At 73.7% G+C, this 14,138-nt stretch carries 12 protein-coding genes; 7 read left to right on the top strand and 5 right to left on the bottom strand.

The annotated features are described in order from the left end of the window. Positions 1–146 precede the first annotated feature (146 nt). Positions 147–1,235, top strand: coding sequence for a S1 family peptidase (locus tag I3F58_RS08165; protein ID WP_240107581.1), 1,089 nt, complete (start codon positions 147–149; stop codon positions 1,233–1,235). A 222-nt stretch (positions 1,236–1,457) separates the two neighbouring features. Here the strand turns inward: I3F58_RS08165 and I3F58_RS08160 are convergent, their stop codons facing one another. Further along, on the bottom strand, positions 1,458–2,480 hold the full coding sequence (locus tag I3F58_RS08160; RefSeq protein WP_240107580.1) for a DUF3533 domain-containing protein: 1,023 nt from the start codon (positions 2,478–2,480) through the stop codon (positions 1,458–1,460). Between the two features lie 190 nt (positions 2,481–2,670). Between I3F58_RS08160 and I3F58_RS08155 the strand changes: the two genes are divergently transcribed. The 3 genes from I3F58_RS08155 (at position 2,671) to I3F58_RS08145 (ending at position 7,913) form a co-directional block, all read left to right on the top strand. Next, positions 2,671–6,144, top strand: coding sequence for a DNA polymerase III subunit alpha (locus I3F58_RS08155; protein WP_240107612.1), 3,474 nt, complete (start codon positions 2,671–2,673; stop codon positions 6,142–6,144). 5 nt (positions 6,145–6,149) lie between these two features. Further along, a complete protein-coding gene (locus I3F58_RS08150; RefSeq protein ID WP_240107611.1) occupies positions 6,150–7,109 on the top strand; it encodes a hypothetical protein in 960 nt (319 codons plus the stop codon). A 72-nt stretch (positions 7,110–7,181) separates the two neighbouring features. After that, positions 7,182–7,913: a Clp protease N-terminal domain-containing protein gene (locus tag I3F58_RS08145; RefSeq protein WP_240107579.1), complete on the top strand. Its 732-nt coding sequence runs from the start codon at positions 7,182–7,184 to the stop codon at positions 7,911–7,913. Between the two features lie 52 nt (positions 7,914–7,965). On the opposite strand, the gene I3F58_RS08140 is transcribed toward I3F58_RS08145, so the two are convergent. After that, a complete protein-coding gene (locus tag I3F58_RS08140) occupies positions 7,966–8,340 on the bottom strand; it encodes a GntR family transcriptional regulator (RefSeq protein WP_240107578.1) in 375 nt (124 codons plus the stop codon). Positions 8,341–8,412: 72 nt separating this feature from the next. Here I3F58_RS08140 and I3F58_RS08135 point away from each other — a divergent pair, with 72 nt between their 5' ends. The 3 genes from I3F58_RS08135 to I3F58_RS08125 all read left to right on the top strand — a co-directional run bounded on the left by I3F58_RS08135 (position 8,413) and on the right by I3F58_RS08125 (position 11,114). Further along, positions 8,413–9,336 (top strand): GNAT family N-acetyltransferase, encoded by a 924-nt coding sequence (locus tag I3F58_RS08135; protein ID WP_240107577.1) that lies wholly within the window; start codon positions 8,413–8,415, stop codon positions 9,334–9,336. After that, complete coding sequence (locus I3F58_RS08130) at positions 9,317–9,802, top strand: DUF402 domain-containing protein (RefSeq protein ID WP_240107576.1); 486 nt, start codon at positions 9,317–9,319, stop codon at positions 9,800–9,802. The genes I3F58_RS08135 and I3F58_RS08130 overlap by 20 nt, the downstream gene beginning before the upstream one ends. Positions 9,803–10,052: 250 nt before the next feature. Further along, on the top strand, positions 10,053–11,114 hold the full coding sequence (locus I3F58_RS08125) for a lytic polysaccharide monooxygenase (protein WP_240107575.1): 1,062 nt from the start codon (positions 10,053–10,055) through the stop codon (positions 11,112–11,114). A 7-nt stretch (positions 11,115–11,121) separates the two neighbouring features. Here I3F58_RS08125 and I3F58_RS08120 read toward each other — a convergent pair whose 3' ends face one another. From I3F58_RS08120 to I3F58_RS08110, 3 genes are all read right to left on the bottom strand, one after another. Then, entirely contained in the window at positions 11,122–11,994 is an 873-nt protein-coding gene (locus tag I3F58_RS08120) for a triacylglycerol lipase (protein WP_240107574.1), read from the bottom strand. 183 nt (positions 11,995–12,177) lie between these two features. After that, the gene (locus I3F58_RS08115) at positions 12,178–13,269 is read right to left on the bottom strand and encodes a DUF5925 domain-containing protein (protein WP_240107573.1); all 1,092 of its coding nucleotides are present in this window, start codon (positions 13,267–13,269) and stop codon (positions 12,178–12,180) included. A gap of 88 nt (positions 13,270–13,357) precedes the next feature. Next, a complete protein-coding gene (locus I3F58_RS08110) occupies positions 13,358–14,131 on the bottom strand; it encodes a polysaccharide deacetylase family protein (RefSeq protein WP_240107610.1) in 774 nt (257 codons plus the stop codon). Positions 14,132–14,138: the final 7 nt, after the last annotated feature.

Here is a 14,138-nt window from a genome sequence, read left to right as displayed (position 1 = left end):
GGGGTGTCGGGAATCGGCTGCGCGGGTCGGGACGCGTCCTGAAGTCGACCTTGTGTGTGCCCAGTTGTTCTGGGAATAGTGGGCGCTCCATCCTCCGTGCCAGGGCACCCCACGCGCCCGGGCGCGGCCCCCCACAGGAGGTCTTGTTGAAGCACCGACGTGTATCCATGAGGCGTGCGGCTCTCGCCGGAGGCGCCGTCGTGGCCGTGCTGGGCGCGGCGATTACGTTCCAGACTGCGAACGCCAGTCAGGACATATCCCCGGTCCAGGCGCGGACGCTGTCCGCAGGGGCGGCCGGAAAGCTCGCCGCGTCGCTGGACGGGCAGCTCGGTGAGAGGGACACGGCAGGTGCCTACTACGACACCGGGTCCCGCACGCTGGTCGTGACCGTCGTCGACGAGGAGGCCGCAGAGACCGTGCGCCGCGCGGGCGGCGAGGCCCGCATGGTCCAGCACTCCATGGCCGAACTGAAGGGCGCCCGCAGCACGTTGAAGAAGCGGGCCACCATCCCCGGCACGTCCTGGGCCGTCGACCCGGCCACCAACAAGGTCGTCGTCACCGCCGACAGCACCGTCAAGGGCGAGGCCTGGAAGAAGCTCACACAGGTGGTCGACAGGCTCGGCTCCAAGGCCGAAGTCAAGCGGATGGACGGGGAGTTCACTCCGTACCTCGCCGGGGGCGACGCCATTCTGACCGGCGGCAGCCGCTGCTCGCTCGGCTTCAACGTCGTCCGGAACGGCCAGCCGCACTTCCTCACCGCCGGGCACTGCGGCGCGCCCGGAAGCCGGTGGTCCGGGCCGCAGGGCGGTCAGCCGGTCGGCACGATGGTCGACTCGCGGTTCCCCGGCGACGACTTCGCGCTGGTCCGGTACGACCGGGACGTCGACCGCCCCAGCGCCGTGAACCTCTACAACGGCACCGGCCGGTCCATCACCCGCGCCGCAGACGCCACCGTCGGCCTGCGGGTGATCCGCAGCGGCTCCACCACGCAGGTGCGCGACGGCGTCGTCACCGGGCTCGACGCGACCGTCAACTACGGCAACGGCCAGATCGTCGAGGGGCTCATCCAGACCACGGTCTGCGCGGAGCCGGGCGACAGCGGCGGTGCCCTCTTCGCGGGCGACGCGGCCGTCGGGCTCACCTCCGGCGGCAGCGGTGACTGCACGCGTGGCGGGGTGACGTTCTTCCAGCCCGTCACGGAGGCGCTCGCGACGTACGGGGCGCGGATCGGCTGACCGTGCGCGCCTTGCCCCGCCCCTTGCGGGCCGTGCCGGTCCGCGGATCCGCCGCGCGGGGGCCGCGCACCGGCCCCCGCTTCGCGCCCCGGGGGTGTCCCCGCTCGAAGAGTGCGGGGGAGACGGTCCTCGAAGGCCGGACGGTCCCGGAGCGCGCCTGACGGTGCTCGTCCCCAGGCGCCGGAGGGGCTGATCTCAGCCCCTCCGGCGCCTGGGCCGCCCCTACGTCCCGACCGCCTTCCCCACCGTTCCGTTCCCCCTCCGCAGCGACGACACCGCCAGCGTCACCACCGTCCCGGCCACCGCCCAGACGGACAGCACCTGGAGCGATCCCGAGATCGCGTTGCCGTGGAAGTACGCGACGGAGCGCGCCGCCCATGTCCCCGCGCCCGGCGGCAGCGCCGGGCCGATCGTCCGCCAGAAGTCCGGCAGCATGGGGCCGGGGAAGGCGCCGCCCGCGCTGGGGTTGCCGGCGACCACGACGATCAGGACGGCGAGCCCGATGCCGACGATGCCGGTCAGCGACTGGAGGGCGAGGGTGAGCGCGCCGACCGCGAACACCACCAGCGCCCCCAGCCCCCACAGCGCGGCCAGGTTCCCGGGCAGTGCGTCCAGGACCGGGCCCACGATGACCGCCCCGCCCAGTCCGCCGAGCACCGCCGAGAGCGCCAGCACCGCGAGCCGGATGATCGCGCGCCGGGTGTTCGCGGGCCGGGCGCCCGCGCTGACCGCCAGCGCGGAGGCCAGCAGATAGCCGCCCACGCACCAGCCGATGACCAGGTAGAACGCGGAGAGCCCGTTGAAGTCCTGGTCCGAGGCCGCCGCCACGTCCACGGTCCGCACGGTACGGCCCTGGGGCTGCTCGACCGCCGTGATGATCCGCTCCAGAGCGGTGGCCAGCGCCGCACCGCCGCCGGAGGCGACCAGCAGCGTGTCGGTGGTCGCCTCCGGACGGACGATCAGGGCTCCGTCGATCTTCCGGTCCGTGATCTGGCTGCGGGCCTCCGCCTCGTCGCCCAGCACCCGGGGGTCGAGCGGCTCCCCGGGCAGGTTCCCGAGCCGCTCGGCGGCCTGCGCGGCTGCCGGGCCCGGGGCGACCACGCCGAAGGGGACCTCCTTCGGCTTCGGGTGGTGCAGCGCACCCACGTAGGACGCGATGAACAGCAGCTGGAGCGCGAGGACGCCGATGACCAGCAGCGCGGCCCGTGGGGTGACCGCGTTGCGTACTTCGGAGGCGAACGTCATGCCCCCACGCTCCGGGTCCGCCGGTGTTTCCGCAGGTGGGACGGGTCCGAATGGCTGAGCGAAGGGGTGAGGCGGCCGGGCGGTCCCGGCCGGGCGCCCGCCGGCCCAGGTATTCGTTCATTCGTTCGAACGTGGTCTATGGTGGAACAGGAGGGGGGTGGTGAGCTTCGGAACGATCCAGGAGGTGCGGATGCCGCCGTTCACGCATCTGCACACCGCCTCCGGCTTCTCCCTGCGGTACGGGGCCTCGCACCCGGAGGTGCTGGCCGCCCGTGCCGCCGCGCGGGGCATGGACGCCCTCGCCCTCACCGACCGGGACACCGTCGCCGGAGCCGTACGGTTCGCACGAGCCTGCGCCGGGCAGGGCGTACGCCCGCTGTTCGGAGTGGACCTCGCGGTCGGGCCGCGCACCCGGGAGGCCGACGGTCCCGCCGAGCGGCGCCGCACCCCGGTGCGCGGCGGCGCCTTCGTCGACGAGTCCGCGCCCCGCGCCGTCTACCTGGCCCGCTCCCGGAGCGGCTGGGCCGCCCTGTGCCGCCTGGTCACCGCCGCCCACGCCGACCACCCGGGCAGCGCCGTCACCGCGCCGGCCGCCCTGCTGCCCTGGGCGGACAACCACGGTGAGGGTCTGACCGTCCTCCTCGGCCCCGCCTCCGACGTCGGCCGGGCCCTCGCCGCCGGCCGCCCCGACCGCGCCGCCCGGCTGCTCGCCCGCTGGCGCGAGGTGTACGGCGACGACCTGCGCCTGGAGGTCGTCCACCACGGTCGCACCGGTACCGGGCCCGGCTCCCTGCGGCATGCCGCCCGCACCCTCGGCTTCGCCGCCGACCAGGGTGTACGGCCCGTGCTCGGCAACGCCGTCCGGTACGCCGACCCCGGGCAGGGCCCGGTCGCGGACATCCTCGACGCGGCCCGCCGCCTCGTCCCCGTCGACCCGGCCAAGGGCCTCGACACCGGCGAGCGCTGGCTCAAGGACCCCGCCGCCATGGCGGTCACCGCGGAACGCGTCGCGGAGGCCGCCGGGCTGCGCCGCGACAGCGCGCACCGGCTGCTCACCCTCACCGAGGACGCCGCCGCCGCGTGCCTCGTCGACCCCGAGGACGACCTCGGCATGGGCACCGTCCACTTCCCCGAGCCCCACCTCGTCGGCGCCCGCCGCCGCACCGCCGAACGCGTGCTGCGCTCCCGCTGCGCCGCCGGGATGGTGCTGCGCGGCCTCGACCGGAGGCGGGAGTACTGGACCCGTCTGGAGGACGAGCTGCGCACCGTCGAGCGGCTCGGCTTCGCCACGTACTTCCTCACCGTCGCCCAGGTCGTCGACGACGTCCGGGCCATGGGCATCCGGGTCGCCGCGCGCGGCTCCGGTGCCGGGTCCCTCGTCAACCACCTGCTGGGCATCGCCCACGCCGACCCGGTCGCGCAGGACCTGCTGATGGAGCGGTTCCTGTCGGTGCGGCGGCCCGCGCTGCCCGACATCGACATCGACGTGGAGTCCGCCCGCCGTCTGGAGGTCTACCGCGCGATCCTGGACCGCTTCGGCCCCGAGCGGGTCGCCGCCGTCGCCATGCCCGAGACCTACCGGGTGCGTCATGCGATTCGGGACGTGGGCGCCGCCCTGTCCATGGACCCCGCCGACATCGACCGTATCGCCAAGGCGTTCCCGCACATCCGCGCCCGGGACGCCCGTGCCGCCCTGGACGAACTGCCCGAGCTGCGGGAACTCGCCGGTGAGCGGGAGCGGTACGGGAAGCTGTGGGAGCTGGTCGAGGCACTGGACGCGCTGCCGCGCGGGGTCGCCATGCACCCGTGCGGGGTGCTGCTCTCCGACGCCTCCCTGCGCTCCCGTACCCCCGTGGTGCCCACCAGCGGAGAGGGCTTCCCCATGTCCCAGTTCGACAAGGACGACGTGGAGGAGCTGGGGCTGCTCAAGCTGGACGTGCTGGGGGTGCGGATGCAGTCCGCCATGGCGCACGCGGTCGCGGAGATCGCCCGCACCACCGGCGAGCACGTCGACCTCGACGACCCCGAGCAGGTCCGGCCGGGCGACCGGGCCACGTACGAACTGATCCGCTCCACCGAGACGCTCGGCTGCTTCCAGATCGAGTCGCCGGGCCAGCGGGACCTGGTCGGCCGCCTCCAGCCGTCGACCTTCCACGACCTGGTGGTCGACATCTCCCTGTTCCGGCCGGGGCCGGTCGCCGCCGACATGGTCCGCCCGTTCATCGCCGCCCGCCACGGACGCGCCCCGGTGCGCTGCCCGCACCCGGACCTGGAGGACGCGCTGCGCGAGACGTACGGGGTCGTCGTCTTCCACGAGCAGATCATCAAGATCCTGGACATCATGACCGGCTGCGGCCGGGCCGAGGCCGACGCGGTACGGCGCGGGCTGTCCGACCCGGAGTCCCAGGGGCGCATCAAGGTGTGGTTCGCGCGGAAGGCGCAGGAGAAGGGGTACGCGGACGATGTGGTCGCGCGTACCTGGGAGACCGTCGAGGCGTTCGGCTCGTACGGCTTCTGCAAGGCGCACGCGGTCGCCTTCGCCGTGCCGACCTACCAGTCGGCGTGGCTGAAGGCCCATCACCCGGCCGCCTTCTACGCGGGGCTGCTCACCCACGACCCGGGCATGTATCCGAAGCGGCTGCTGCTCGCGGACGCGCGGCGGCGCGGTGTGCCGGTGCTGCCGGTGGACGTGAACCGGTCGGGGACCGCACACCGAATCGAACTGGTGTCTGATGGTGGGTCTGATTCGCCCCGTACATGGGGTTTGCGGCTCGCGTTGTCCGACGTGCACGGCATCGGTGGGACCGAGGCCGCCCGGATCGAGACCGGGCAGCCCTACGCCTCGCTCCTGGACTTCTGGGAGCGGGCCCGCCCCAGCCGCCCCGTCGCGGAGCGACTCGCCCAGGTCGGCGGGCTCGACGCCTTCGGCGCCAACCGCCGCGACCTGCTGCTGCACCTCGCGGAGCTGCACCGCGTCCAGCGCGGCTCCGGCTCGTACGGTGACCAGCTGCCGCTCGCCGGAAGCCGGAAGGCCGCGCCCGTCGGGCTGCCCGACCTGACCGACGCCGAACGGCTGAGCGCCGAACTGGGCGTGCTCTCCATGGACGCCTCCCGCAACCTGATGACCGACCACCAGGAGTTCCTGGACGAGCTGGGCGTCGTCACCGCCAAGCGGCTGCGCTCGGCGCCGCACGGCCGGACCGTGCTGGTCGCGGGCGCCAGGGCGGCCACCCAGACCCCGCCCGTCCGTTCCGGCAAGCGCGTCATCTTCACCACCCTGGACGACGGCACCGGCCTGGTCGACCTGGCCTTCTTCGACGACAGCCACGAGCGCTGCGCCCACACGGTCTTCCACTCCTGGCTGCTGCTGGTGCGCGGGGTCGTGCAGCGGCGGGGGCCGCGCAGCCTCAGCGTCGTCGGCTCGGCCGCGTGGAACCTCGCGGAACTCGTCGAACTGCGCCGCGAGGGCGGGCTGGACGCGGTGGCGGCCCGGCTGGCCGAGCCCTCCTCGGAGGGTCCGGTGTCCGGCACGGACCGGCGGATCATCCTGCCGACCGGGTACGAGATGCACCCGTGGGCCGACCTCCGCCCGGCGGGCGAGGGTGCGGCTGCACCTCCGCCGGGCCGCAAACTGTGGCACCAGAGCCAGGGAAGCGCGGGGTGAGTGACGTGATCCTCCATGTACGTTTCCGTCTGGAGCCGCAGTGCGAGGCGCTGCTGCCGCAACTGATCGGGCTGCTGGGCCAGTTCACCCCGGTCGTGCAGGCCGAACCGCCGGACGCGGCACTGGCCGACCTGCGCGGAGCCGTGCGGTACTTCGGGCGCGGCCCCGCCGAACTGGCCGCGATCATCCGCGTACGCGCACTCGCCCTGTACGGCGTGGACTGCGCCATCGGCGCCGGGCCCAACCCCATGCTGGCCCGCATGGCTGCGCGGTGCGCGGAACCCGGCACGACCCTGCTGGTCACCGACCCCGAGGACTTCCTGCGGGGCCGGCCGGTGGGCGCGCTCGACGGGGTGGGCCGGGCCACCGCCCGCACCCTGTGCGCCTACGGGCTCGACACGGCCGGGCGCGTCGCGGACGCCCCGCCGGCCGTGCTCCAGCGGATTCTCGGTGCCCGCGCCGGGCGGGACCTGTGGGAACGGGCGCGGGGCACCGACCGGACGCGGGTCGTCCCGAACGCCGCCGCCCGGTCGGCGGCCGCCGAACGCGCCTTCCCGCGCGACGAACTGGACCGGGACCGGCAGCGGCGGGCGCTGCTCTCCCTGGCGCAGGAGCTGGGCGCGCGGATGCGCGCCGAGGCCCAGGTCTGCCGGGCGCTCACCCTCACCGTGCGGTACGCGGACCGGTCCACCACTACCCGGACCCGCACCCTGCGCGAACCGACCGCGCACTCGGCCACGCTCACCTCGGCCGTGTACGCCCTCCACGACGGCCTCGCCCTCCAGCGGGCCCGGGTCCGCGGCGTCACGCTGCGCGCCGAGGGGCTGACCCCGGCCGAACAGGCCGCGCGGCAGCTCTCCCTGGACCCGGCCGACGAGAAGTCCCGCCGCCTGGAACAGGCCGCGGACCGCGCCAGGGCGCGCTTCGGCCCGGGGGCGGTCGTCCCGGGATCGCTGGCGGCGTAGGAGGCCGTCGACCCGTCTCCAGAATGTCAACCACGGGTTGACGGGCTTCGGCTGTCAACCTAGGGTTGCCTCATGGTGGAACCGACTCAGATGAACCATCCCGTCCGCCTCGACGACCTCATCGAGGCGATCAAGAAGGTGCACAGCGGCGCCCTCGACCAGCTCCAGAGCGCCGTCGTCGCCGCTGACCATCTCGGAGACGTGGCCGACCACCTCATCGGCCACTTCGTCGACCAGGCGCGCCGCTCCGGCGCCTCATGGACCGAGATCGGCAAGTCCATGGGCGTCACGCGGCAGGCCGCGCAGAAGAGGTTCGTGACGAAGGGCGAGCCGGCGTTCGACGCGAACCAGGACTTCGGCAGGTTCACCCCGCGGGCCAGGAACGTCGTCGTGGCGTCCCAGGACAAGGCCCGCGAGGGTGGTCACACACAGATCGGCACAGGGCATCTCGTGCTCGGCCTGCTCGACGACCCGGAGGGGCTGGCCGCCCGGGTGATCGTCGCCCAGGGCGTACCGCTGGAGACGGTCGGGGAGGCCGTGGCCGAGGTGCTGCCGGAGCCCTCCGGTGAGCCCGTGCCCGACCTCGTGCCCTTCGACGCCCGGGCCAAGAAGGCCCTTGAGCTCACCTTCCGCGAGGCGTTGCGGCTGGGCCACAACCACGTCGGCACGGAGCACCTGTTGCTGGCGCTGCTGGAGCAGGAGGACGGCGAGGGCGTGCTCAGCGGGCTCGGCCTCGACAAGGCGAGCACCGAGGCGCACGTGTCAGCCGCCCTGGGGGCCGCCCGGAAGGAGGACCGGGAGTAGCGTTGGGGCGCCCCGCCCGCCCGTGCCACGACGGGCGGGCGGGGCCCGGTCCCTAGGGCTCGTACGTCGCCCGCAGGGCGTCCGCCACCGCAGCCTCGGCCTGGTTCCGGGTGAGGCCCAGCCGGTGGACCTCGGCCGCGTACGCGGCGGCGGCCGCCGCCGCGTGCCGCTCCGCCGCGTCGCCCGCCGCCGCGATGAACGTTCCGGCCCGGCCCCGGGTTTCGATCACCCCGTCCGCCTCCAGCACCCGGTACGCCTTGGCGACCGTGTTCGCCGCCAGGTCCAGGTCCTGGGCAAGGCCGCGCACGGTGGGGAGTCTGGAGCCGACGGGCAGCCGGCCGGTGCGCGCCTGCTCCGCGATCTGGGCGCGCAGCTGCTCGTACGGCGCGGTGGCGGACTTCGGGTCAAGGGTGATCTTCAGGGTCACGGTCCGATTGTCCCGCAGCCGGAGAAAAATGACGGGTGGTGCGGGCACTGCCTGACATAGCGTCCCCCGCATATGACGATGATCGTGCGTGACGCACTTCCCGAAGACATGTCCCGGATCACGCAGGTACGGCGCGCGGCGCTGCCGTTCCTCGTGGAGACCCCCGAATCCCTGCTCGCCCAGGTCCGGAACGCCGCCCCCGCCGGCAGACGCAGGATGTTCGTCGTGGAGCAGGACGGCGAGATCCTCGGCGCCGGTCATGCCGGCATCGCCCATGACGGCATCGAGCCCGGTCAGGCGTTCGCCACGCCCGTGATCCACCCGGACCACCGGGGCCGGGGCGCGGGCACGCTGATGCTGCGGGCCGCCGAGGAGCATGTGGCGGCCGAGGGGGCGACGACCCTGTTTGCGTGGGTCCTGGACCGGCCCGAGTGCCGGGCCTTCGCGGAACGGCGCGGCTACCGCCCGGGCCGCGCTGCCCGCTTCCAGCGGCTGGACCTGGCGCGGGCCGCGCTCCCCGAGGCGCCGGCGGCGCTGCCGCCCGGCGTGGAACTGCGTACCGCCGCCGACTACGCGGCCGACCCGCGCCCCCTGTACGAGGCGGACGCGGAGGCGGTGCTGGACGAACCGTCCGACATCCCGAGCGAGTTCGACAGCTACGAGGAGTGGCTGGACTCCACCTGGCGCAACCCGCTGCTGGACCACCGGCTGTCCAGCGTCGTCACGGTCGACGGCCGGGTCGCCGCGTTCACCGCCGCCCACACCGACGGGCGGAGCCGCTACCTCTCGGGCATGACGGGAACCATGCGGGCGTACCGGGGAAGGGGCCTGGCGAAACTGGCCAAGGCGGACTCGCTGCGGCGGGCCCGCGCGGCGGGTTACACGGAGGCCATCACGCACAACGACGAGGGCAACGCCCCGATGCTCGCCGTCAACACCTGGTTCGGCTACGAGTTCTTCGCAGGAGAGGTCCGCCATGTCCGCACAGTCGGCTGAGGCCGTGATCGAAGTGGTGCTCGTCAAGGCGGGGCGCGTGAAGATCAGCTATCCGGCGACGCCGGTCGAGGACGACGGCACGGTGGTGACCGTCCGCGCCCGGTGGGCGGGCGACGGGGTCCGGGACTTCGGGTTCGTACGGTTCGAGCCCGGCGACGTCTTCACCGAGCACTACCGGCGGGACCGCTGGTACTCCGTCAAGGAGGTCCGCGCCGCCGACGGCACGTTCAAGGGCTGGTACTGCGACATCACCCGCCCCGCGATCGTCACCGCCGACCGGATCACCGTCGAGGACCTGGACCTGGACCTGTGGGTCTCGGCTGACCGGAGCCTCGTGCTCCGGCTGGACGAGGACGAGTTCGGGGCCAGCGGGCTCGGTGAACGGGATCCGGAGGCCGCGGCGCGGGCCGTGGCCGCGCTGGACGAGCTGGAAGCGCGGGCCCGTGAGGGAGCCGAACTGCGGTAGGCAGAAGGCCGGGGATCTTTCTGAGGAGGCGCTTAGGGCGACCTTAAGGGCGCCCTAAGGATCGTCGTTCAGGGGGCTGAGCAGGGGATTCCGGGGGTTTCCGGGGCTAGCGTGCTTGCTGTGGCGGCCGGTTCGGGCCCGCCGGTGCTGTCGGGGGGCCGCGCCGGACACCCGTACCGCTCCGCCGTCGCCCCGGGCCGTATCCCCCGGGGCCCGCAGTCCCACCCCCCACACCTGAAGGAGACCCTCCATGTCCGAGCACCGTCCGTCCCGTACCGGCCGTGCCGGGGCAGCCGCTCTCGTAGTCGCCGCCGCCGTGCCGTTCGCGCTGGCCGGGGGCGCCGCGCCCGCCGCCGCGCACGGATCGATGACCGACCCGGTGAGCCGGGTGGCCGCCTGCCACGCGGAGGGGCCCGAACAGCCGAAGTCGGCGGCCTGCAAGGCGGCCGTCGCGGTGAGCGGCACCCAGGCGTTCTACGACTGGAACGAGGTCAACATCGGGGACGCCGCCGGGCGCCACAAGCAGCTGATCCCGGACGGGAAGCTGTGCAGCGCGGGCCGCGACAAGTACAAGGGCCTCGACCTGCCCCGTACCGACTGGCCCGCCAGCCCGCTCACGTCCGGCAGCCACACCTTCCGCTACAAGGCGACCGCGCCGCACCGGGGCTCCTTCGCGCTCTATCTGACGAAGGACGGCTACGACCCGGCCAAGCCGCTGACCTGGGCGGACCTGGAGGACAAGCCGTTCGCCACGGCCACCGACCCGAAACTGGAGAACGGGGCCTACGTCTTCCAGGGCACCGTCCCGGAGAGGTCCGGCCGCCACCTCGTCTACTCCGTCTGGCAGCGGTCCGACTCGCCGGAGGCGTTCTACACCTGCTCCGACGTGGTCTTCGGCAGTGAGGCCGGGCCGGTGCCCGCCCCGTCCGCGCCGACCGACGAGCAGATCGAGGAGAACCGGGACAAGTCGACGGTCGACCACGGGGGTCATGGCGGGGACGACCACGCGACACCCACGCCGGCCCCGACGGACGGCGGTGACAGCGGCAACACACCTGACGCCAAGGACGCCGGTTCGCCGTCCCCCGTCGTGAGCAGCCCGGCCCCGGCCGAGCAGAAGGCGGAGACGAAGGCCGACACGAAGGCCGCCGAGCCCGCCGGCTCCGCCGCGCCCCAGGCCTCCGGCGACGACCAGAACCTCGCCGCCACCGGGAGCTCCGGAACCACCGCGTACGTGGCCGTCGGCGGTGCCGTCGTGCTGGCGGCGGGCGCGGCGCTCGTGTTCGGCGTGGCCCGCCGCCGCTCTTCCTGAGGAACCGTCAGCCGAAGACGGACGCGCAGGTCGTCCGGGTGGCCCGCGCCGGGTCCAGGGCGTTGGCCACCTCGTGGAAGGTGACGCGGTCCATCAGACCGATCGTCACGTGCTCGGAGAAGTCGAGCGCGCACTTGTCCTGGATCAGGACGTTGGTGACGTTCGGCCCGCTCAGGAACGCCGAGCGCCACGGCGTGACGACCTGGTCGTACTTGGTGGCGATGACGTGGTAACGGACCCCGGGCACGGTGTCGCCGCCCTCGTTGAGCTTCTGCAGGAACGGGGAGCCCACCGCCTGGTCGGTCAGGGCGGGGGTCTTCTCGCTGAGGAACTCGGCGGCGCCCGGGAAGTAGGGCAGCAGCTTGGTCAGGCCGCTCAGGGTGGTGCCGTGGTTGCTGGGCGCGATCGCGACGAGGGCGTTCACCTTGGCGGCGCCGCCGTGGAACCTGAGGTACTGGCGGGGCATCATGCCGCCCTGCGAGTGGCCGACGATGTCGACCTCGGCGGCGCCGGTCGCGCCCAGGACCTTGTCCACGTACGTGTCGAGCTGCCTGGCGGACTCCGCGACGGGGCCCAGGCCGTGGAAGAACGGCACGCCGGGCAGCTGCCCGTAGTCGAGGGAGAAGACGCAGTAGCCACGGCGTACGAGATAGGGCGCGAGCCCCAGCCAGTTGTCGACCGAGTTGCCGAGCGTGCCGTGGACCAGGACGACGGGGCGGGGGTGGGATGCGGAGGGCTTGCAGGTGTAGTCGTTCCAGCCGCTGCTGGGTCCGGTCGACGCCTGGGCGGCGCCTGCGGGGAGCAGGGCGACCGCGAACGTCAGGAGCAGGACGGTCAGCGCTCTCAGGGCATGCTGGAGGTGTCTGCGGGAGGGCACCATCGAGTGGTCTCCTTGCGGCTCAAGGAAATGGGCGATGACAATGCGCCCCAGCGGCCCGGACCACTCATGGGGGTAGGCGCACGGCTTGGGTGAGGCCGCGCGCTTCAGGCCAAGTTACGTGTGGGTAGCGTCACATGGGAAGTTACGCGTCGGTAAAAACTGCCGCGCTCCCCCTGGGCGCGGTTACAGGTACAGTCCCGCGCCGGGCTGCCGCGCCTCCGGCAGGGACAACGGGCCGACTCCGCGCCGCAGTGCGTACAGCTCCGCGAGCGTCGCGCCCTCGGAGGGCACCCCTTCCCCCGTCCCCAGCCAGTCCACCGACTCCGGCCGGGTCAGCGGGCCCACCTCGACCCGTGCCAGGCAGCGGCCGGGCCGCACCACCGCCGGGTGCAGGCGCTCCAGGTCCTCGTTGGTGGTGACGCCGACCAGGACGTTGCGGCCCTGGCCCAGCAGGCCGTCCGTCAGGTTCAGCAGCCGCGAGAGGGCCTGGCCCGCCGCTTCCTTGGCCTCGCCCCGGATCAGTTCGTCGCAGTCCTCCAGCAGGAGCAGCCGCCAGCGGCCCTTGCCGGACTCCTCGTCCTCACCGATCGCGATGTCCATCAGATACCCGATGTCGGAGAAGAGCCGCTCCGGGTCCAGTACGCAGTCCACCTGGCACCAGTCCCGCCACTCCCGCGCCAGCGTGCGCAGCGCGGAGGTCTTGCCCGTGCCGGGCGGGCCGTGCAACAGCAGGAGCCGGCCCGCGATGTCCTCCGGGGTGGTCTTCATCAGCCGGTCCAGCGCGTCCGCCACGGGCGCCGTGTAGTTGGGCCGCACCTCGTCCCACGTCCCGGCCGCGATCTGCCGGGACGTGCGGTGCGGGCCGCGCCGCGGCGACAGGTACCAGAACCCCATCGGCACGTCGTCCGGCTGAGGCTCGGGCTCGTCCTGGGCGCCGTCCGTGGCGGCGGCCAGCACGCGGTCGGCCGTCTCCTCGTCGACCGCCGTGACCGTCACGTCCGCGCCCCGGTTCCAGCGGGACACCAGCAGCGTCCAGCCCTCGCCCTCCGCGAGCACCGCGCTGCGGGTCTCCCCGCGGGCGGTCCGCAGCACGGTCGCCCCGGGCGGGAGCAGCGTGGAGCCGGACTTGACGCGGTCGAGCGAGCGGCTGCGCGCGTACGGCTGCTCCCCGGTCGTGAAACGTCCGAGGAACAGCGCGTCCACCACGTCCGACGGCGAGTCGCTGTCGTCGACGGTGAGCCGGATCGGCAGGGCGTCCTGAGGGTTGGCAGGCATGCGCCCCATGATCCGTCACCCTTGCCCTCATCGCACCGGTTTTTGCCGTCCGGCCGCCCGCACTCCCGCCCTCGTGCCCCCGGGACGCTCAGGCCCCGAGCCTCCTGGCCGACGTCACCGCCCGCCGGGCGCGGCGCACCACCGCGTACCCCTTCGTCAGCGCCCGGTCCCGTGCGAACAGCCGCCCCAGTGCCCGCCCCCGCACCAGGCGCCGGAACTCATCGACCGTCGTGGAGCGGCGCACGGTGACCCGCCGCAGTGCGTACGGCCCCTGGGCGCGTCGCGCGCACGCGTTGCCGACCGCCAGGGCCTGCGCGTACCCGGCGGCGCGCACGGCCTGCCGCACCCGGCGGTCGGAGTAGCCGTACGGGTAGGCGAAGGAGACCGGGGCGGATCCCAGTTCCCCGGCGACGATCTCCCGGCAGTGCTCGGCCTCGTACCGCAGCCGGGCGTCGTCCACCTGGTCCAGCTGCGGATGTGTGTGGGTGTGGCCGCCGATCTCGGTGCCCGCCGCCGCCAGCTCCCGCACCTGGTCCCAGTCGAGCATCGTGTCGAGGGCGCCGCCCGTGCCGTGAGGGCTGCGCAGCCAGCCCGTCGACACGAACAGCGTGGCCGGGAAGCCGTGTTCGGCCAGCACGGGCAGGGCGTGACGGTGCACGCCCTCGTAGCCGTCGTCGAAGGTGACGAGCACCGGCCGCTCCGGCAGCGGCTTGCCGGTCCGCCACGCCTCGGCCAGCGCGGCCGTGGTCAGCGGCGTGCAGCGGTACTCGGCCAGCACCATCATCTGGGCGGCGAACGCCTCCGGCGCCACCGACAGCCCGCGCACCGCGCGGGCGGGCCGGTGCGCGACCGCGTGGTACATCAGGATC

Origin of the sequence: Streptomyces sp. MUM 203J (genome assembly GCF_022414595.1) — a bacterium.
Lineage (GTDB): Bacteria > Actinomycetota > Actinomycetes > Streptomycetales > Streptomycetaceae > Streptomyces.
This window is presented reverse-complemented; position numbering and strand designations above follow the sequence as displayed.